Genomic DNA, 19,028 nt, shown 5'->3' with positions numbered 1-19,028 from the left:
TGTCGCCTCTAACACCAAGCGCTGGCAAATTTTGCCGGCGCTTTTTTATGGCACATGAAAACGTAGCGCTTGCGGGTGAATACTAACCTTCGCAGGCGTATAACCCACCAGCTCACCATCGGCCTCAATAAGCTGTCCAGTGGTGGTTACTTCTGCACTGACTAGCTGTGAATATTCTAGCCTTTTCAAACTATGATGCTTTACCAGTAGTAAATACACAAAACTGAGCAGGTTCTTCAGCAAACCACCTGCGGGCATGCAGTAACAGTCAAGCTGACCATCATTTAGCTGTGCTTTTGGGGCAATCTTTAAGCCACCACCAAAGTAATGATGATTGGCAAAAATCGTCGCTAAGTTACTGTAGTTGAGTGCTTTACCATTAAACTCACCCTGAAGTGGCCGTGCCTGAAATAAAAATAGCTGCTTAATGCCCTGCCAAGTGTAGCCAAACGAGCTAAAAGTTCCGGCTTTGTTTAGTTGAGCCACCACTTCAGCGTCAAAGCCTATACCCGCAACATTGATAAAATAGCGCTGGTTTATTTGTCCAACATCGATTAACTCTGTACGGCTATTAAAAACGGCTTCATACCAAGCCTGTTGTTTACACGCAAAGCCACGAGCAAAATCATTACCTGTGCCTGCCGGAATTAACGCAATTGAACAATCACTCTCTATGACTGCATTAACAGCTAAGTGTAAAGTTCCGTCACCACCAATCACCACGATTTGAGTTTGGTTCTTAGCCAAAAGCGCAATATCAGCGCAATCATTCTCAAACTTACCTGTGGTTAAATACAATTCAGGCTCAATCTGTCTTTTTTTACATTCTTTTAGTAGCCAATCAACACTGTTTTTATGATTTTTTTTATCGCTTGGCTTTATTATTATCAACATCAACGATTACTTCTTTTCAAGCAGGGCAAAAACAGCCACTCATTCAAATTATATTAATCTGAATATTTAGTCACTTTATAAATTTAAAAACGCATAAACAAAACAACATAAAGCAAAAACTCTTTATATGCCTGAAGTTAATAAAAAAGCACCTTGCATAACCATGCAAACTATAGCAAAACAGAAAACTTAACCCATTGTTAATAAAGTGAATTCGGATTAAAAAAAGTTATCCGATAGACTCAATTTTTATCGTTTTATTTTTGTCCATTTTGGTTGCAAAATACCCATGTTTTCAACCAAACACAACCTGGAGCAAAGTAATGAACCCGATTAATACACTAAACCAAAGTGCAGCAACTCATGTTGCCGTAAAACCAACTAACAGAAAAGCAAAAATGCTTGCTAAGTTAAACCGTTACGGAAAAAAACTGGCACTTGGCGGCGCAGTACAACACAAGTAATCCCCAACCATGGTTACTTTATCGGTGCAGTAAACACCCAACCACTAATGAAGATCCTTCTTTAGCTCCTCCGTTTACTGCTCCAACCCTTCTTTTAAGTTAAAAACAGCAAATAATTAAACCTTTTTACAAAAAACACCCTCTTTACGCTCAAAAAACAAGCAAACGAACTTTTTCCTATTTACACATCCGATTCAGCTAAGTATTATTCTCGCATCACGATGTGGAGAGATGGCAGAGTGGTCGAATGCACCGGTCTTGAAAACCGGCAGGGGTTTGTAGCCCCTCTAGGGTTCAAATCCCTATCTCTCCACCACTTATTTTTATTTGTTGATTTATTTCAGCAAATTACAATCAGAATTATGCGCTGGAGAGGTGGCCGAGTGGCCGAAGGCGCTCCCCTGCTAAGGGAGTATAGGGTTTGTAGCTCTATCGAGGGTTCGAATCCCTCCTTCTCCACCATTTTATTATTAAAAACCGCTTTTTAGCGGTTTTTTTATGCTCGAAAAACTTGCACACCTCATTATATTTCATGCATGCTAAGTATCTATTTGCTACACAAAGTGATGCTATGTTTCGTTTTGTATTTGTTACTCTTGCTCTATTTGCCAGCGCCAACAGTCAAGCCACTATTTATAAGTGCATGATTGACGGAGTTGCCACCTTTACCGAGCAGCCTTGTGGTAAAGATGCAGCAATCGTGAAAATTACACCGCCACCAGCAAGTAATCAAATCCCAGCCACAGAGCAGCCGCAAAAACCAGCAGACTTAAGTGTTGAGGATTATTTAAAAATCCAAAAAGTCGATCGCGAAATAGACCGCCTCCAATTAGAGCTCAAAGAACTACAAAAACAACAAAGTGAGCGCATCGATAAACTCAAAAATATGACGCAAGATACCGCCAACAGATTGGGGGCAGCGTCCATTGACGATGCTATTAGCAAACAAAGCGAACGTATTAACGCTTACTATAAAAGCCAAATCGCCACCCTAGAAAAGCAAGTAGCACAGCTAGAAGAAAGCAAAAAGCAGCTTAAAGATCAAAACAGCCAGTCCAATTAGCTTAGCTTACCAAAACTGGTCAGACATGATATAACTGATTTGCTGATTAAGTTTAGGGATCAATCGTTTTGCAAATTCACACGCTCGAAGGTTATATTCAGAATATCTATTTAATTGAGTATCCAGATAAATTGATGCTGCTTGATGGCTGTTGCCGTGCTGATGTGAATACTGTATTTGACTATATTACCGAGCAACTAAAGCGCCCTGTCACTGACTTAAAGCTTGTTGTGGTGACCCATATGCACCCAGATCATGCCGGTGGAGCACATGCATTAAGAAAGTTAAGCGGTGCTAAAATAGCCACGTCAAATGCCCCAGGACAATGGTATAGAGGCATTGATGGTTTCTTAATGCACTTAACTGATATTGCTTTGGCTTGGTGGGTCGCTGGTAGGTTAAATAAAAAACGTCACAACCTTTGGTACAGCCGCCATCTAGATGCTGATTATTACCTTGCCACTGATGCAACCCTACCGGGCTTTGAGGATTGGCAAGCACTGCATAGCCCAGGTCATACAGACCGAGATATTAGCCTGTACCATATTCCCAGTGAGCGAATTTACATTGCTGATTTATTGGTAAAAGTAAAAGGGCAGCTCGTGCCACCCTTTCCTGTTTTTTACCCAAAGCTGTATTTAAACTCTTTGCTCATGCTAAAAGCGCTGCAACCCAAACGAATTATGTTTGCCCACAGTAACGAAGTCAGTATCGAAGACATCGACTTTGAGCAAGTTTTAGCACTGGTCCCCGAAAAACCAATGACCCACTGGCGTTCAGTCAAAGCAAAGGCTCGACAAGCACTTAACGTAATACCAACTCGCAATAATACTTAATCATTTTGAGGGATAAAACCTGTCGCTACCTGCGTTAAAAATTTTTCATTAAGAACAACTTAACTACGAAATTTTTGCCTTGTTATCAACAAGGTTTTATTGCCTCAAAAGAGCTTACTTAATTAAGCGCGTTGGTATAAAGCGCTTTTCACAGTCGTAATAAAGGCGTCAATATCCTGCTGATCATTGTAAATATGAGCAGAGACTCTTAAGCCTAAGTGACGTTCATCAACCGCAATGTTCGCAGCATTAAGCGCAGCTTTAACAGCCGCCTGTTGCTCGCCAAAATGCATAATGGCCGTTCCAGAGCATTTGTCAGCCTGTATTGGTGAACGCATATAATCAGCTAATTGATCATGAAACTGCGCGAGCATTGCTAAGTTATGAGCGCGTACTTTTTCGATACCAAGCTCTGCAAAATAATTAATACTATGAGAAGCCAAAATATAAGGTGCAACCGAAGGGGTACCGCCCCAAAAGCGCAACGCGGTTTGATGATAAGCAAAGTGCTTAATATCAAATTCAAACGGATTTTGATGAGAAAACCAGCCAACATCTTGTGGCTGACAAAGTGATAGCTGCTTGCGGTTAACCCATAAATAAGCAGCACCAGGTCCACCACATAGCCATTTGACACTCGAGCCCAACATAAAATCGGCATCAAGCTTAGTTAAGTCGACCTCTAAAATGCCCGCAGACTGCGCAACATCAAGTAAGCTCAATGTGTTGTGTTGCTTTGCAATATTTATAATTTCATGAATAGGCGCTTGCTGACCCGTGTTTGAATAAACATGGCTGATAAAAACTAAATCAATATTATTATTCGCTAAATATGACTGCCAAACCTGTGCATCTGTTAAATCTTCATGTTTACCAATAAACACAATTTCAGCACTTTCAGGTAGGGCTTTTTGCATTGCAAAACCCATACTTGGAAAGTCACTTTCGGCCATCAACACTTTGCAATTTTCTTGTTGCAGTCGCGGGTGTGACATCAAAAGCTTGGTTAAACCGCTCGATAAGTTAACCTGTGGGCAAAACAACTCACTTTGCGAGTTAAATAATTTAGCGAGACTGCTCGTAAATGCCTCGACACCTTGCAGCCACTGTTGCCATGGTTCTTTATTTTCATTTTGCCAAGCTGCAAAAAATTGCTGATGAAAATGCTGCTCAGCAGATTTTAAGGGTCGCCCCACAGAGTGGTTAAGCAAATAGCTGCCTTGTGGAATTAGAAAATCGTTTTTGTTCATTACTTAATCCACTGTTTTAACTTAGTTAAATCATCAAACCGAGTGCGAATATCATCCCGCTTTGCTGCCGCACGGCGATCACGCAACTGCTCTAGTGAGTTTAGTAACACATGCAAAGGCGGCCCACTGGCTGTGACTTTATCCATATGTTGTTGCTGCATTTGCTGTGAAGGTTGCGCAATGTATTTACTGACCAATTGATTATGGTGGCCAATCGCAGTATCACCATGCAATTTACACACTTGAATAAACAGTTTTAAGTTAGTTTGTAGCCATTCGCTATCGCGCTCAGCTTCTGCCGCTAAAAAGTCATCCATAATACTTGTCATACGCATGCTTTCGCGCAGAATCTGCTGATCTTCAGGCATCATATACAAGAATTTATCCACCAGCATTTGCGAGTAGCTAGGTTCATTGGCAAAACAAAGCCCAAGCAATAAATCGATGACATTAATGCCCGCAAAATCACCAGCATTCGCGCCACGATATATCTCTTTACCTACTCGATACGGCTTGTAATACGGCCTTACACAATAGAAAAAGCGGTCTGTATCGAGCTTGTTGTATAGCGCATTATTCGACTCAATCACATCAAGCAGCGCTTGTTTTGCCACTGCAAGTAAATCTGCCGCGATAGGATGCGATATTCCTAACGGCTGAATTTTTAATAAAGCATCCGCCGCACGCTTATACGCTAAAATGCCCTTGGTATTGTAATCGATAAAGATTTTCTCATCTTCAAGGTCAGTAAAGCGCTTATACACACCATCAACCGCTTTATTGTGGGTGGTTAAATGCGCCGTAGCAAAACGCGGGGTTACACCAATTGATGCACCAATGTGCATTGCCAGCGCAGAGGCTTCAACAAGCGGTGAACTTGTTTCACGAGAAGGCTCTGTTATCTCATGTCGACGGCATGCCGCCATATACAAGCCAACATTACCTAATAAGTCAAAGGCGTTATCAAAGCCTTCATCGGTATTGCCCTCAGCCAATAAAGCACGAATATGCTCATTACCCTCTTGCTCTAATTGGCGCTTAAGGTGCTCACCGACACCCTCTACATTCGCTTTATCGTCTTGCTGCCAATATAGTTTTTCTAATTCGCTGTTGATCTCAACAAAACGGGTGCGAAGCCAGCTATCAAATGCTTTGGTGTTCTCAGTCACAGGCTCACTCCAAAATAATTATATTGCGATAATGTTAACAGAGTTCAATGAGTGCTAATCGCCAAAATATAGACTAGAATCCATCTAGATTAGTGAAAATCACTCAAATAAAAATGAAATTAGACAAAAAAGACCAACAATTACTTAATGCGCTACAAGATAATGCGAGAACTTCTGTCTCAGAGCTTGCACACTCGGTTAGCCTGTCAGATACCCCTTGCCTACGCCGCATTAAAAAGCTCGAATCAGCAAATGTGATCAGTGGTTACCATGCTGCCATCAATCCTAAAGCGGTTGATTTAAATGTCTCTGTGTACGCCTTTGTTCGCTTAAACCAAAACTCAGTTGCTGCTGCTGAGCAATTTGAACAACAAGTTGAGAAGCTTGAACATGTACTTGAGTGTTCTGTTATTTCAGGTAGTTATGATTATCTACTCAAGATTATTGCTGTTGATTTAGAAAGCTATGAAAGCTTTGTGAAACATAAATTAGGCAGTATTAACTGCATCGCTAATATCGAGTCGACGGTGGTATTAAAACAAGCATTTACCAAGCGCCATTTACCGCTCGCTTGACGCAGCTTGCTTGCAAATAAAACATAACTCGATAAGCTAAAAAAAGCTTTAGAAGGACGCTTAAAATATGAAATTCATCACCTTAGTTGCTATCTCTTTGGCCATCTGTGGACTATTTAGCAGCCCATTAATGGCACAGCAACAAACCTGCCTTACTCAGCTTGAAGACCAAGCACTGATGATGAAAAGTAAGCGCGAAGGGCTATTTAGAGAACCGCTACCTCGAACACAAAGTACTTTTAGCTTTAATACCGAGCAGGCATTTAGTGACTACTTAACCGCAGCTTATTTACAAATTAGCAGCGAAAACCCCCGCGCAAACTTGCCATGCCCTGTTTATACCGACACCTATCAACAACTGGTTGCACAAGGTTCGCGACCCGAAAATGCCACTATTGCCGACTTAATAAGCCCGTTTGAGCTAAAGCATGGCAATAGCCGTAAGGCGGTACTATTGATTCATGGTTTAACCGATTCACCCTTTACCTACCATGACCTTGCACAGGTCTATTACCAGCAAGGTTATACGGTACGCACTATCCTCTTGCCAGGTCACGGTACTGCGCCTGCAGCACTTAGAGACGTAGACGCCGATGACTGGCGAACAGCCAGCATCTACGCTATAGAGCGTACATTGAAAGACTTTGATCAGGTCATATTAGGAGGTTACTCAACAGGGGCAGCACTGGTGATTGATTATTTGACGCAAGGCCCTACCAATGAAAAAATTTTAGCAGCGATGCTATTTTCTCCAGCCACAGAACCCCATAATAAAAATGGTTGGCTAGCCAAATGGATTGACGCTATACCTTTTGTCAACTGGATTGATAAAGATGCTGATCTCGACTTCGCAAAATATGAGTCATTCCCCTTTAGTGCTGCAACAGCAAGTCATCAAGCCATGAGTCGTATCAATATTGATGAACTTGCACCGCGTCAGTTACCAAATATCGCGTTATTCACTACCTTTAGTGATATTGATACCACTATTGATAACCAAGTTACTTTTAAACTTCTGGCCGCTTTACATGATCCTAAAAAGCGCATAAATAATAAATTAGATCGCCTCATTTATTATGGCGACGATAGCAATATCCCAACTAACTTTCCGACTGATTACAAAATTATCCGTGATGATTGCGACAACGATACCTGTAAAAAAATACAAGGAATGTCACACATAGGCATCGTTAATAAACCTAGTAATCCTTATTACGGTCAGCACGCCTATTATCGTAATTGTGGCAGCTATTTAGATGATGACACCTTGTATAAAGCCTGTAAGTTTCAGGAAAATATTGTTTTCGGAGAGCGCACAGAGGCCAATTTAGCAAAACATAAACCCTTTGCACGGCTTACTTTTAATCCCTATTTCGATAAGCTCGCTATGCATATCAACGACTTTATCAACGATATTGAATCGGCTGCGCGATGAGTGAATTTAGCCACCGCTGGTTTAATCAAATAAGCGAGATTGATGCCGCTCTTTGGCAGTCATTTTTTGATGATACACCCTTTACGGATCACGCATTTCTAGCTGCCCTAGAGCAAAGTGGTTGTGTTAGTGAAGAGTCGGGCTGGCAGCCCATGCATTTGGCAATTTACCAGAAAGAACAGGTCATTGCCTTACTACCCGGGTATCTAAAACATCATTCTTATGGTGAGTATGTATTTGACTGGGCTTGGGCTGAAGCCTATCAACAACATGGCCTAGATTACTATCCTAAATGGCTGTGTGGCGTGCCATTTACCCCAATTGCAGGACAAAGAATTGGTACCAACGATACTGACCCCGCTGATGTCTATGCCTATATTAATAATGTACTCACAGCAACAGCAGCGCAGTTAGGCTGGTCTGGGTGGCATATAAACTTTTGCCATCAACAGCAAGCCAATGCGTTAACTAGCGACACCGTAATGCAACGTCAGGGCGTGCAGTTTCAGTGGTTTAACGAAGGCTATCATTGCTTTGATGACTTTTTAGCTTCACTCACCGCAAGAAAGCGTAAATCAATTAAAAAAGAACGTGGTAAAATCAGTGAACAGCAAATAACTATAGAATGGCTTGAAGGTGCTGACATCTGCAAACAACACATGCAGCAATTTAGTCACTTTTACCGACAAACCTATTTAAAACGCTCTGGCCACAATGGTTACTTGAATACCGCCTTTTTTGAGTTATTACAGCAAAGCATGACCGAAAAACTGGTGTTAATGTTCGCTAAGTATCAAGGCGAGGTGATTGCCGCCACGCTCAGTTTTAAAGATCAGAACTGTTTATATGGTCGTTACTGGGGAACAAATTATGAGCTCGATAGTTTGCACTTTGAGCTTTGCTATTACCAGGGCATTGAATACTGTATTGCCAACAAACTTAAACAGTTTCACTCTGGCGCGCAAGGTGAGCATAAAATAAGTCGTGGCTTTAAGCCCGTAAATACTTATTCACTGCATCATATTCAGCACGGTGAGTTTGCAGCAGCCATTAGTGATTTTATTACTAGAGAACGCCAACATATGGCGCTCTATAAAGCCCAATGCGAAAGCTTACTGCCTTTTAAACAGCAATAATTGGTTATTCGCTGGCATTTGCACATCTTCAACAAAGGATAAGCCAGTTTGCTCTGCAAGTTGGCAAATCGCTTCAAAATCACGAATTGCACTATTGGCATCTTGCTGTTTTAAAAAAGCATCGAATTCTGCATTACTGGCACTGGTATACTTACCTTGGTACTTAAATGGTCCATAAATACATAATTTACCTTTAGGCGCTAAATGCTTTGCTACACCTTGGAAAAAACGCTCCACCAGTGGCCAGCTAATTATGTGCATTGTATTCGCCGTAAAAATAGCATTCACAGTTTCAACCGGCCAAGGATTATTAAGGTCGAGTGTGAGTGGCGCATGCAAATTCGTTAGTGCAGCTTCTTGATGCCACTGTAAAATCCCAGGGTGATTAACCTCGCGATCACTACAATGCCACTGTAAATGTGCTAAATGCGTTGCAAAATGCACACTATGTTGCCCTGTACCTGAGCCGACCTCTAATACATCCGTCACATCACAAAAGAACGCTTCTAATACGTTTAAAATAGGTAATTTGTTGTTTTCACAGGCTTGAGAGAAGGGTTTATCCATACAAATTAGTGCACCATGTTTGGTAATCAGTGCACAACAGTAAAGCAAAAATAACCCGTAAAGTCGCGGGTAATTTATAGCTTAAAATTATAAATTCAATATTTTCATTGGGTTAAGGACTTTTATAAAGACTGGTACAGCTTATGCTATTTATTCTATGAATTAACCAACTGGAGATACATTATGTATATTTCACCCTACACCGCTGTAGATGCAGCACTTGCCGCCAGTGAGCGAGCAGAAAGCGAAAAAGCCGCCTTAACAAGTTGTGATGACAGAGCAACTGTAATTGATCTTCTTTCTCAATGTAATAAAGAAAATGTGCAGGCGCCGAAAAAACATGAAACAGACCAGATTTTTATTCTTGGTTACAATTAAACCAAAACAGTTAGTCACTTCAAGCTTTATAACTCTACATAAAACTTGCACTAAAACCGATTAACTGTAATGATAATTGTTATCATTACAGTTAATCGGTTTTCTATGCACACTCACAATGCTATGCTCCATTATCAATGGCAAATGAAATGTGTTTGCCAAAGACCTGGGTTACACGCCCCAGCACTTGTTGCTAACTATGTTGAAGCGGGCTTAAACGTTGCACGCTATTACGAAAAGCACCACAATTTTATTTTACAAGAGCTTTATTTAAGACGTACCTTTCATGAGCTACTTGAAAAAATGTGTGATTCATTAATACATAATGCAATTCGTAAACAATGTTTAGCTCAGCTTTACAAGCCGCAACTTGCACTAAAGCGTTACTACAAAACTCATAACTGTATTGAAAAGTATTTCAGTTTGGAGCGAGAAGCGTGCCTTCTCAGCCAAGAATTTAACCCGATTTAGGAGTGTTTATGAGCCAATTTAGAACCGAATCTGATAGCATGGGTGAGTTACAAGTCCCTGCCAATGCTTTGTATCAAGCTCAAACGCAACGCGCTATCAACAACTTTAAAATTAGTGGCTTAGCCATGCCTAAGCAATTTATCACCGCCCTCGCGTACATTAAGCAAGCCGCTGCACAAAGTAACGCAGCATTAGGCCATTTAAGCCAAGGTAAAGCCAAAGCCATTGAGCAAGCATGCCAAGCGATTATCGACGGTAAACATTTTTCAGAGTTTCCTGTTGATGTATTCCAAACAGGTTCTGGCACAAGCTCAAATATGAATGCTAATGAAGTGATTGCCACACTAGCCAGTGAATTAGCAGGCGAGACTATTCACCCCAACGATGATGTGAATATGGGACAAAGCTCAAATGATGTAATCCCTACGGCTATTGCAGTAAGCAGCGCCATTAACATCATTTATGAACTGTTTCCTAAACTCGATAGGCTCAGTCAAAGTCTACAAAATAAACAAGCCGAAGTGGGCCATATCGTTAAGACCGGCCGTACTCACTTAATGGACGCTATGCCTGTGAGTTTTGCACAAACACTCGCTGCATGGCAGTTACAAGTGGATCATGCAATGACTGGCATTCGCCAAACACTCGAACGAGTTTGTGAACTTGCGCAAGGTGGTACAGCCGTTGGTACCGGCATTAATGCCGACCCAGCATTTGCCAGTGAATTTTGTCAGCATTTAAGTGAGAATGTAGGAATTCGCTTTAGCCCTAGCAAAAACTTTTTTTATAACATAGGGTCACAAGACGCCATTGTTGCGCTTTCAGGTCAACTCAAAGTTTTGGCAGTAGCACAAATGAAAATAGCCAATGACTTACGCTGGATGAACTCAGGTCCACTTGCAGGTCTTGGTGAAATTGAGCTTGAAGCCTTACAGCCAGGTTCTTCAATTATGCCAGGTAAAGTAAACCCTGTGATCCCAGAAGCTGCGGCTATGGTCAGCGCACAAGTAATTGGTAATGATGCCACCATAACCGTAGCTGGCCAAGCGGGTAACTTTGAGCTCAATGTGATGCTACCTGTGATTGCCTTAAATATTCTGCAAAGTATCGAACTGCTTGCCAATAGCAGTGAAGCTCTTGCGGACAAAGCGATTGCTAGCTTTAAAGTAAACCAAAGCAACGTTGATAAAGCTCTCGCGAAAAACCCTATTCTGGTTACCGCGCTCAATCCGGTGATCGGCTATAGCAAAGCAGCAAAAATTGCCAAATTAGCTTACCAAGAAGGCCGTCCAATTATTGATGTTGCTGCAGAGCATACTGATATTTCGCGCGAAGAACTGAGCGAGTTACTTAACCCTGCCAAACTAACCCAAGGTGGTTTGTAATACCTACTTATTGTGGAGTGGTATAAAACTTTCATCTTACTGTAGCTCTGTGAATACAGAGCTACTCACTGAAAGCTAACGTTTTTATTGCCCCACTTTGAGCAATGTGTATGATAGTGAGTACTTATTCAACGATTTTTAGGTATGTTATGCGCTATCCTCTATTGGCTATTTTATTTCCTGTTTTACTCACTGCCTGCTCAGATGCAGTCATTAATGAGCAAGCCGAAACTACAAGCAATCGCAATAAAGTTATTGATCCTCAAAAAACCGTTGAAGTAAAAAAATCAGCTGTTGATGTTAACAAAATTGCGCCAGACCAAGCCACGATTAAGTCTACACATGAACAACTAAACCAACTTATTGATGACCCTAGCTGTGATAACAGCAGCCAATGTAAAGTGCTCCCTGTAGGTAGTCGCGCTTGTGGCGGCCCAAGTAGCTTCATTGTTTATTCAACCAAAACAGCTGACACTGCTGAGGTTGAAAAACTTGCAAAAGACATCACCGCTCTTGAAAAGCAATTTAACGCAGCAAACGACATGATGAGTATTTGTCAGCATTTAACCACACCCAGTACGCAGTGTTCTAATAACACTTGTGTTAAAATCGATGGCTCTGCGCAAAGTGTGTACTAAGGAATAAGCAATAATGGTTCGTTCAACGTTAAAAAAACTTTTCATCACTACTGGTATATTTGCGGTAATAGCATTAACAGGTTGTGAAACAACAACATCAAGCAATTCTAGTAAGGTTGATTTAAGCGATTTAAATGAACAATTGAACGAGTTAGCGAGCAACAATAGCTGTACAGCAACTTTCCAGTGCAAGGTATTAGAAGTTGGAGAACGTGCATGTGGAGGGCCAAGCCGCTACGTTGTTTATTCAACCTTAAACACAGCGCAAGAACAGGCTGAGCAACTTGCCGAGCGAATTACAATGGCAGAAAAAAACACAGAACAGTCTTTAACTGTGAATGATTGCTCGCCTGTACTGCCTGTACAGTCGCTGTGTATTTCACAGCAGTGCCAAGCCATCGAGATTAAGTAAATAATGCAATAAGGCCGGATATTATCACCACACTGATGATGCAAATACCGGCCTTATAAATGTATTTTATGTGCATCGTGTTATGCACCCAGTAAGCGTAAATGTAACGTACAAAGTAACTTGCCGCGGTGCCAAATAATGCAAAAATAACTAAATAAGCAAGTAAAATAATATCCACAGTTATGCCACTTCGTTAAAACATCTTTTCTCAGTGTAAGGGCTTAAAGAAGTAAAGGCAAAACCTTAGCTTTTTTTACTGTGTGCAATCAGTAACTCAGCAACTTGTTGTTTCACTGCGCGCTTATCATCAGCAGCGACACCAAACCGCTCAGCCAATAAGGCAATTTCTTCATCATTTAAGTTAAACGATAAACGCTGTCTGGTTTTTTTCGACTTAACGTCGAGTTCCAAAATCTTACGGATCATATCTGAGGGGGTAAGCTCTTGGTCAATGGCTTGCTTCTTAATTGATTTTTGCACTTCAGAGCTTAAATCAAACGCCATTTGCGTTGCTCTAACTGCTTGCTCCTGACGCTGCCACTTGGCTTTTGCATCACTCACTTGGCATCCCCAGGAAATAAATCAACAATATCACTTATTGGTCTGGTTAACGTCAGTGATACTTCTGTTTCACCCCCTTCCCAAACCTCAATATTTAAACCATGTGATTCATCATCAGAGCTTAAACAGATCATTTCACACGGCTCACCGCCTTCATCTTCATAACGAGGTAAAGGCTTATTGCGGTAATCTTTGTTGTGGAAATAACACACATAAGGTGCTTCTGATTGTTTGTAGCTCGATGCTAAAAAGTGACTAAAACGCTCTGGGCTATTTTGCACATTAATTGCCGTTAATTCGTCTTCATCAAAAATACGAGCGAACTCATCAAGGGAAAAAATCTCATCAACATCGTCGCGTTGAATTTTGATCGCAAAGTTTGCCCACTGTTCACCGTCATCAGACTCAATTTGCAAAAACACCACTTGTCCTGACTCGCTTTCAAGTACCAACTCATACTCCGCACTACGTTGATACTGATACGTTTGTACATCAACAACACGTAATGTTTGTCCCTTTAGCCAGCTCGGATAAGCAAATGAATCTATGACGCTTAACATATCACCAACTTGCAATTGGCTAGGCTCAGTGAGTTGACGCTCCGGTGCTTTTTTAGATTTGAAAAAGTTAAACATTGGCTGACTCCTTGTTGAAGCAAAAAAGGTAGCCCAGTGCGTGGGTTACCTTTTGTTTTTCCGCTAACAGATTAGCTATTTTGCTTTGCTTTAATACGCGCCAAAATATCTGCGCTTTTCGGATTGGTATCACCAATGCCCGCTTCAGCCATTTTCGCTTTTAAATCATCGCCGTTAGTATCCGCTTCTAATTGCTTAGCCGCACCTAACTGGTCTTGACGGTCTTGCTGACGCTGCTTAATACGCTCTAGAGACTCACGTGCTGATGTCATTGATGAGCTATTCGTGTTTAGCGTGCTGTTTACAGCCATCGTTGCTTGTTGCACGCTTTCAGTCGTTTTAACCATTGTTAATTGGCGCTGATTTTCTTTAATCGACTTTTCTGCATCTTTAACTTGTTGCTTTAGTTGCACAATGTGGTTACTAAAACCAGCTAACACTTCTTCGTTCTCTGCTTTTTCAGCTTCAAAATCACCGATTTTTTCTGCGATTTCTAATGCAAGAGCTTCGTTACCTTTTTCAAGTGCTTGGCCTGCATATGCTTCATGTTCAGCAATTGATGCATCTAGTGCGCTAATTTTACGCTTCGTTTGCATCTCTTTTGCCATTACTTCAGTCAGGCTTTTCTTAGCGCGTTGTAGGGCATTTTGTGCATCAGCAATTTCTTGTTCAAAGATACGGATACCGTTTGCATCAACAATTGCTTGTCCTGCTTCACGAGCGCCACCACGTACAGCTGTAAATAGTTTCTTTAAAATACTCATAATCTTAACTCCAGAAATTGCTAATTAATCGTTTAAATAAATGGTCACGGCCTCAAGTGCATCAATCGCATTGTCTGCCAGTGTTACCAACTCATGGGTAATATCATCAAACGATGAATTAACCGATAACGCGCCAAAAATAGCGTATTTATCATCAATTTTTGCAAATGCGCTTAATGGGATTGGTACATTTAAACGTAGTAACGTTTCGTTTAACTCATTACGCATATCTGCTTGTACTTCGTCTTCAGCAAACAGGTAGCTAATACACAGTAATTGCTCTTCTGTTTGAGTAACAAAGATAGGTAACTCATCATTCCCATCGACGATAACTTGTAACACATCTTGCTCACCTTCGTTGGCAATCAAGAAAGACTCAAAGCTCACACCTTCGGTTTCAAAAGACGCTAATTTGATTGATAGTTCATTTAATTCCATGTCTCACCTTTTTACGTTTTGACATATTATGTCTGAGTTAAGATTTGCATAGCCGACATATTATGTCAACTGTAAAATATCAATTTTTGTACAATTCGGTTTCAACTTGCCATGCTTGGCGGTAATAATCGTACAAGGTTCCAGAGCCTAATCTATTGACTTCAATCGTATTTATTTGTTCAAAAAAATGATTCGGAAATACAAAAGAAGCTAATAAATATTCTTTGCTTACCCAACGAGATGGCACGGGTAATTCATTAGTTTCACGAATTCGCTGACTTGCTGATTTACCAGCGGTAGTCGCGATTGTCCAACCCCATTGACCAAACGAAGGAATATTTTGTTGGTATTGCTCAACATAACCAAAACCCGCAGCTTTCATTGTTTTAGCAATACTCAAAAATGCTTTCTTCGCATGATAAGGGGATGTTGATTGCACGGCCACAGCCCCGTCAGGCGCGAGCAACTGACGCACATGATTATAAAAATAGTCACTGTACATCTTGTTGAGATCAGGGTGATTAGGGTCTGGTAAATCAATTAAAATAGTGTCAAAACGCTCGCCCTTTGCCAGCATAGCTTCAACTTCTAAAAAGGCATCAGCAGTACGTATTTCAGCGCGAGGATCACTCATAGAGTGATTATTAAGGGTTGCTAAACGTGTTCTGATCTTTTCTGGTGCATCATAGTCGCCCACATCATTACCAAATAAGTTTAACAGTTGACCATCTAGGTCAACCAAGGTGACATGCTTTACTGGCCACTTCAAAACATCACGCAATGCAAGCCCGTCACCACCACCGATGATCAGTACGCGGTCGTGACGATTTGAGGCGAGCATTGCAGGATAGACAAGCATTGAATGATAAATTTGCTCATCCACACTTGAGAACTGTAAACGACCATTGAGATAAAGATCGGTAATTGCATTCGGCTGATTGCGACTCAAACGCTCAGTTAACACCAAGTGCTGATACTTAGTTGCTTGCGAGTAAATGACTTTGTCTTTGTATAAAACATTACTGAGGTTTTTCATCCAGCTAGTACCAAGTACAAGTACAAATGCAAAAAACACTAACAACAGGACATGGCAAACTAACAGTAACTTAGCGAAGCGAACGTGTTGATGATAGCGCCATAAAAATACCAGACCGGCAATAATATTAAATAACGCTGTCCACGCTGCTGCCTGCATAATTGGCATCGCCAGCATAATGCTCACCCAAATCGCAGCACCTATACCGGCACCGATATAATCTGCGCCGTAAATGGTGCCCGCATTGTTCTCTAAGAAGCGCCCATAAACTTGCTGGCGAATACGCGCAATTAGCGGGATCTCCATACCAATTAATAGCCCAAGTAATAAACCAAACACATAAGGTAAAAAACGAGACCACTCTTGTAGCTTCTCGAACACATAACCATTGAGTACTGTGTCGGCTGGTAGGTTAAAAATCTCGGAGAAGATATGCGGTAATGAATAACTAACGGCGATAACACTGGCAATCGCTAAAATACAGCCCATGCCGACCAAAGCAATAAGACTCTCTAACCAAGCAAAAGCAGTAAACGCATCTTTAAACCATCGCGCTAAAAAGGCACCGATACCCATAGCGACAATCATGGTGCCAATCATGGCATATATAGCACTCTCGACCGAGCCTAATACACGACCAGCATAATGAGATAGCAGGTATTCATAAATAAGGCCGCACCCAGCGAGTACGGCCATAACAGTTATTAATAGGAAATCATGCCCAAGTAGATGAGCTCTACTTGGGGCGCTTGTTGTAGTAGACACTTAATTAGGCACCTAACAAGGTTGCCATAGTCGACCCAATCGCAAATGAGATTGCTGCAGAGATAGCAGCTACACCCACGTTCTTCTGGCGGTTCACTTCGTCTGAAATATCACAACCAGATAGGATGATTTTGATAGTCACTAAGTGTAGTAAAATGAAAGCCACTAAACTCACAGCGGCACTTAATGCCCAGTAACCTAAACTAGCTACAATGTTGTCAGCGGCATAAGGAGCAATACCTGATGCAGCAGTTAATGCCAATGCACTGCCCACTAAAAAGCCAGCGTAACGAATACCCACAGCTAAGTTGCCGTCAATAACCGCTTGTTGTAAGCAATCGCCACTGCGATTAGTACGTTTGAATAACTGCACGCGATATTGACTGATCAGTAGCATCGCAATGCTGCCAATCGCAAAAGCTGCGATCACAATTGGAATACCATGCCAGCCTTCGGTCGCTACCCAAAATAAAGCTGAGCGAATAACGATAGCCACACTCACTACATGGCCAAAATCAATGAGTGCAGCAGTCGCATTACCTTTTACGATTTCGTCGTGCAGGCTCACTTTACGTAGCGCTACTTTGTCTTGGAAGAAATGACCTAGCTTAATAAGTACAATCGCCATCACACCATAACCAAGCATTTGTAATGCTTCTTGTTGCAAGGTCGGTGCAAATGAGCCACTGCTCACGCCACTTAGAACAATAGCCAGTGCCACTAGTCCTGCCGCAAAGCTAATACCAAATGCAAAGTTATCACGTTCAGTAATTTCATCATTGGCGTGTAAGTTAGATACCCAGCCTTTAATAAATTTTAAGCTTACAAATAAAGCGATAATGATTGCAAAGTCGATTGCTAAAGCTTGCAACGACCAAGTTGTTATTCCATTAAATTCATACATATGTTGTAACTCCGGTGGTTATTCTTTTCACTACTTACCGCGGCTAATGCCACGTGATGTTCTGCTCGAGCTGTTACGTAATGACCCAGAGCTTTTACTGTAACTACTGCTAGAAGCATAGCTACTACGTGTGCGTGGCGGCGTATAGCTGCTACGGCTTAATCCGGATGCACCACTGCGCTTAGTGGCATACGGACTAGTGAATTGTTTACCTTGGCGTTGATAAGACTGTCGAGTACGCGTCTCTACCGTTTGTTGTGCTTTAATCTGTTTTGGGCTCGAATAACGATAACGGCCATAGTCATTGTAATAGCTATACTTTCTATGACGGCTCCAGCGACCATATTCAACTCGGTCGAATACATCGCCCAACATGCGATACATACCGTACCAAACCCAAAAACTGGTACCGCTGCTATTCGTTTGCCACTGCCCATAGTTAGGGTTACCAACTAACTGGTTACCAACACTTTCGCCTTCAGCTGCTCCACTAATTGCGCCAACACGTACAAGCGTGCCATTCGACATATCTGCAAGCATATTGATGGGATCTGTGAGTGCATCTTGAAATAATGACGGTTTTGCAGCATCACGTATTAAATCAAGTTGATGAAGCGTATCTTCATAGGGTGGAATTAAGTATGTTGATTTAGCGTCAGCTAAACGCTGAGTAAGGCCAGAATAGATAGCACCTTCACGAGTCGCATCAAGGCTAATAACACGGGCGATCTCAGAAAGTTGCGGTTGCTGCTCAGCTAAAACCTTTCCGTATTGTTTTAGTATCGTCGCATTGCGAAGTGAGCCATTATCAAGCGCTGTACCTAGCTGGTTCAACTCGACTTCAGCTTTTTCTATAGATTGTTGAATTGTTTGTTTTAGCTGCTCTTCTTTAGACTGACAGCCCATAAGCAAGCTTATCAAACAAAACAGGCTTATAAGTTTCCAAGCTTTAATTTGAGACATTCATGTCACCTGATTGAGGTTTAAAAATCCCAAATAGTTTTACATAGCTCAGGTACTAAACCAAGATTAAAATTGCAACAAAGAGTAAATATAGTGGAAGGTTGTGGAGTGAGTGAAAATCAAATATACAATCACGCCCACGCTTTGGCATTTTGATAGTGAGTAGCAGATGTATGGACTCCTCCCCATTAACGGGAGAGTACGGTATAAAGAAATTGCAAAACATCTTTTACCAATTAAGGAGTCCATACATGACACAGTCTAATTTAATTGCTATTGATTTAGCAAA

23 protein-coding genes and 2 tRNA genes are annotated in these 19,028 nt (G+C 41.5%); 13 read left to right on the top strand and 12 right to left on the bottom strand.

Annotation, left to right across the window (positions count from 1 at the left end; all coding sequences use genetic code 11):
* Positions 1–45: 45 nt before the first annotated feature.
* Positions 46–894, bottom strand: a complete 849-nt coding sequence (locus L3V38_RS19140) for a YegS/Rv2252/BmrU family lipid kinase (RefSeq protein ID WP_237120395.1) — start codon at positions 892–894, stop codon at positions 46–48.
* A gap of 323 nt (positions 895–1,217) precedes the next feature.
* On the opposite strand from L3V38_RS19140, the gene L3V38_RS19135 reads away from it, so the two are divergent.
* The 5 genes from L3V38_RS19135 (at position 1,218) to L3V38_RS19115 (ending at position 3,257) form a co-directional block, all read left to right on the top strand.
* Positions 1,218–1,358: a hypothetical protein gene (locus L3V38_RS19135; protein ID WP_165381466.1), complete on the top strand. Its 141-nt coding sequence runs from the start codon at positions 1,218–1,220 to the stop codon at positions 1,356–1,358.
* Between the two features lie 225 nt (positions 1,359–1,583).
* Positions 1,584–1,674, top strand: a tRNA-Ser gene (locus L3V38_RS19130).
* A gap of 53 nt (positions 1,675–1,727) precedes the next feature.
* Positions 1,728–1,820: transfer RNA gene (locus tag L3V38_RS19125), tRNA-Ser, on the top strand.
* A gap of 109 nt (positions 1,821–1,929) precedes the next feature.
* On the top strand, positions 1,930–2,421 hold the full coding sequence (locus L3V38_RS19120) for a DUF4124 domain-containing protein (RefSeq protein WP_237120394.1): 492 nt from the start codon (positions 1,930–1,932) through the stop codon (positions 2,419–2,421).
* Positions 2,422–2,489: 68 nt separating this feature from the next.
* Positions 2,490–3,257, top strand: a complete 768-nt coding sequence (locus L3V38_RS19115; protein WP_237120393.1) for an MBL fold metallo-hydrolase — start codon at positions 2,490–2,492, stop codon at positions 3,255–3,257.
* A 122-nt stretch (positions 3,258–3,379) separates the two neighbouring features.
* Here the strand turns inward: L3V38_RS19115 and L3V38_RS19110 are convergent, their stop codons facing one another.
* Together L3V38_RS19110 and L3V38_RS19105 are read right to left on the bottom strand one after the other, a co-directional pair.
* Positions 3,380–4,507, bottom strand: a complete 1,128-nt coding sequence (locus tag L3V38_RS19110; RefSeq protein WP_237120392.1) for an aminotransferase class V-fold PLP-dependent enzyme — start codon at positions 4,505–4,507, stop codon at positions 3,380–3,382.
* Entirely contained in the window at positions 4,507–5,676 is a 1,170-nt protein-coding gene (locus L3V38_RS19105; protein ID WP_237120391.1) for a monodechloroaminopyrrolnitrin synthase PrnB family protein, read from the bottom strand. Before L3V38_RS19105 ends, L3V38_RS19110 begins: the two co-directional genes overlap by 1 nt.
* A gap of 113 nt (positions 5,677–5,789) precedes the next feature.
* Here L3V38_RS19105 and L3V38_RS19100 point away from each other — a divergent pair, with 113 nt between their 5' ends.
* The 3 genes from L3V38_RS19100 (at position 5,790) to L3V38_RS19090 (ending at position 8,822) form a co-directional block, all read left to right on the top strand.
* Complete coding sequence (locus tag L3V38_RS19100) at positions 5,790–6,251, top strand: Lrp/AsnC family transcriptional regulator (RefSeq protein WP_237120390.1); 462 nt, start codon at positions 5,790–5,792, stop codon at positions 6,249–6,251.
* A gap of 67 nt (positions 6,252–6,318) precedes the next feature.
* The gene (locus L3V38_RS19095) at positions 6,319–7,686 is read left to right on the top strand and encodes an alpha/beta fold hydrolase (protein ID WP_237120389.1); all 1,368 of its coding nucleotides are present in this window, start codon (positions 6,319–6,321) and stop codon (positions 7,684–7,686) included.
* On the top strand, positions 7,683–8,822 hold the full coding sequence (locus tag L3V38_RS19090; RefSeq protein WP_237120388.1) for a GNAT family N-acetyltransferase: 1,140 nt from the start codon (positions 7,683–7,685) through the stop codon (positions 8,820–8,822). Before L3V38_RS19095 ends, L3V38_RS19090 begins: the two co-directional genes overlap by 4 nt.
* On the opposite strand, the gene L3V38_RS19085 is transcribed toward L3V38_RS19090, so the two are convergent.
* Positions 8,799–9,389: a DUF938 domain-containing protein gene (locus L3V38_RS19085; RefSeq protein ID WP_130150246.1), complete on the bottom strand. Its 591-nt coding sequence runs from the start codon at positions 9,387–9,389 to the stop codon at positions 8,799–8,801. The two genes, L3V38_RS19090 and L3V38_RS19085, sit on opposite strands and share 24 nt — an antisense overlap.
* Positions 9,390–9,572: 183 nt before the next feature.
* Between L3V38_RS19085 and L3V38_RS19080 the strand changes: the two genes are divergently transcribed.
* The 5 genes from L3V38_RS19080 to L3V38_RS19060 all read left to right on the top strand — a co-directional run bounded on the left by L3V38_RS19080 (position 9,573) and on the right by L3V38_RS19060 (position 12,673).
* Positions 9,573–9,767, top strand: coding sequence for a hypothetical protein (locus L3V38_RS19080; protein ID WP_054554610.1), 195 nt, complete (start codon positions 9,573–9,575; stop codon positions 9,765–9,767).
* A 105-nt stretch (positions 9,768–9,872) separates the two neighbouring features.
* Positions 9,873–10,238, top strand: a complete 366-nt coding sequence (locus tag L3V38_RS19075; RefSeq protein ID WP_237120386.1) for a hypothetical protein — start codon at positions 9,873–9,875, stop codon at positions 10,236–10,238.
* An 8-nt stretch (positions 10,239–10,246) separates the two neighbouring features.
* On the top strand, positions 10,247–11,623 hold the full coding sequence (locus L3V38_RS19070; RefSeq protein ID WP_237120384.1) for a class II fumarate hydratase: 1,377 nt from the start codon (positions 10,247–10,249) through the stop codon (positions 11,621–11,623).
* A gap of 149 nt (positions 11,624–11,772) precedes the next feature.
* Entirely contained in the window at positions 11,773–12,261 is a 489-nt protein-coding gene (locus L3V38_RS19065; protein WP_237120382.1) for a hypothetical protein, read from the top strand.
* 13 nt (positions 12,262–12,274) lie between these two features.
* Complete coding sequence (locus tag L3V38_RS19060; RefSeq protein WP_130150240.1) at positions 12,275–12,673, top strand: hypothetical protein; 399 nt, start codon at positions 12,275–12,277, stop codon at positions 12,671–12,673.
* On the opposite strand, the gene L3V38_RS19055 is transcribed toward L3V38_RS19060, so the two are convergent.
* The 8 genes from L3V38_RS19055 to L3V38_RS19020 form a co-directional block, all read right to left on the bottom strand.
* Positions 12,666–12,851, bottom strand: a complete 186-nt coding sequence (locus L3V38_RS19055) for a hypothetical protein (protein WP_062569427.1) — start codon at positions 12,849–12,851, stop codon at positions 12,666–12,668. The genes L3V38_RS19060 and L3V38_RS19055 overlap by 8 nt on opposite strands.
* Positions 12,852–12,916: 65 nt before the next feature.
* Positions 12,917–13,234: a hypothetical protein gene (locus tag L3V38_RS19050; protein ID WP_062569426.1), complete on the bottom strand. Its 318-nt coding sequence runs from the start codon at positions 13,232–13,234 to the stop codon at positions 12,917–12,919.
* Positions 13,231–13,869 carry a hypothetical protein gene (locus L3V38_RS19045; protein ID WP_237120380.1) on the bottom strand — a complete coding sequence of 213 codons (639 nt, stop codon included), beginning with the start codon at positions 13,867–13,869 and terminating at the stop codon, positions 13,231–13,233. The genes L3V38_RS19050 and L3V38_RS19045 overlap by 4 nt, the downstream gene beginning before the upstream one ends.
* 71 nt (positions 13,870–13,940) lie before the next feature.
* Complete coding sequence (locus tag L3V38_RS19040; RefSeq protein WP_062569424.1) at positions 13,941–14,633, bottom strand: PspA/IM30 family protein; 693 nt, start codon at positions 14,631–14,633, stop codon at positions 13,941–13,943.
* 24 nt (positions 14,634–14,657) lie between these two features.
* Positions 14,658–15,071, bottom strand: a complete 414-nt coding sequence (locus L3V38_RS19035; RefSeq protein WP_063700564.1) for a DUF2170 family protein — start codon at positions 15,069–15,071, stop codon at positions 14,658–14,660.
* A gap of 79 nt (positions 15,072–15,150) precedes the next feature.
* Positions 15,151–16,872, bottom strand: coding sequence for a polyamine aminopropyltransferase (locus L3V38_RS19030; protein ID WP_237120378.1), 1,722 nt, complete (start codon positions 16,870–16,872; stop codon positions 15,151–15,153).
* Positions 16,873–16,876: 4 nt separating this feature from the next.
* Entirely contained in the window at positions 16,877–17,776 is a 900-nt protein-coding gene (locus tag L3V38_RS19025; RefSeq protein ID WP_062566277.1) for a DUF350 domain-containing protein, read from the bottom strand.
* A gap of 30 nt (positions 17,777–17,806) precedes the next feature.
* Complete coding sequence (locus L3V38_RS19020) at positions 17,807–18,739, bottom strand: CHAD domain-containing protein (RefSeq protein WP_237120376.1); 933 nt, start codon at positions 18,737–18,739, stop codon at positions 17,807–17,809.
* Positions 18,740–19,028 lie beyond the last annotated feature (289 nt).

Origin of the sequence: Pseudoalteromonas sp. L1, assembly GCF_021728095.1 — a bacterium.
GTDB lineage: Bacteria > Pseudomonadota > Gammaproteobacteria > Enterobacterales > Alteromonadaceae > Pseudoalteromonas.
This window is presented reverse-complemented; position numbering and strand designations above follow the sequence as displayed.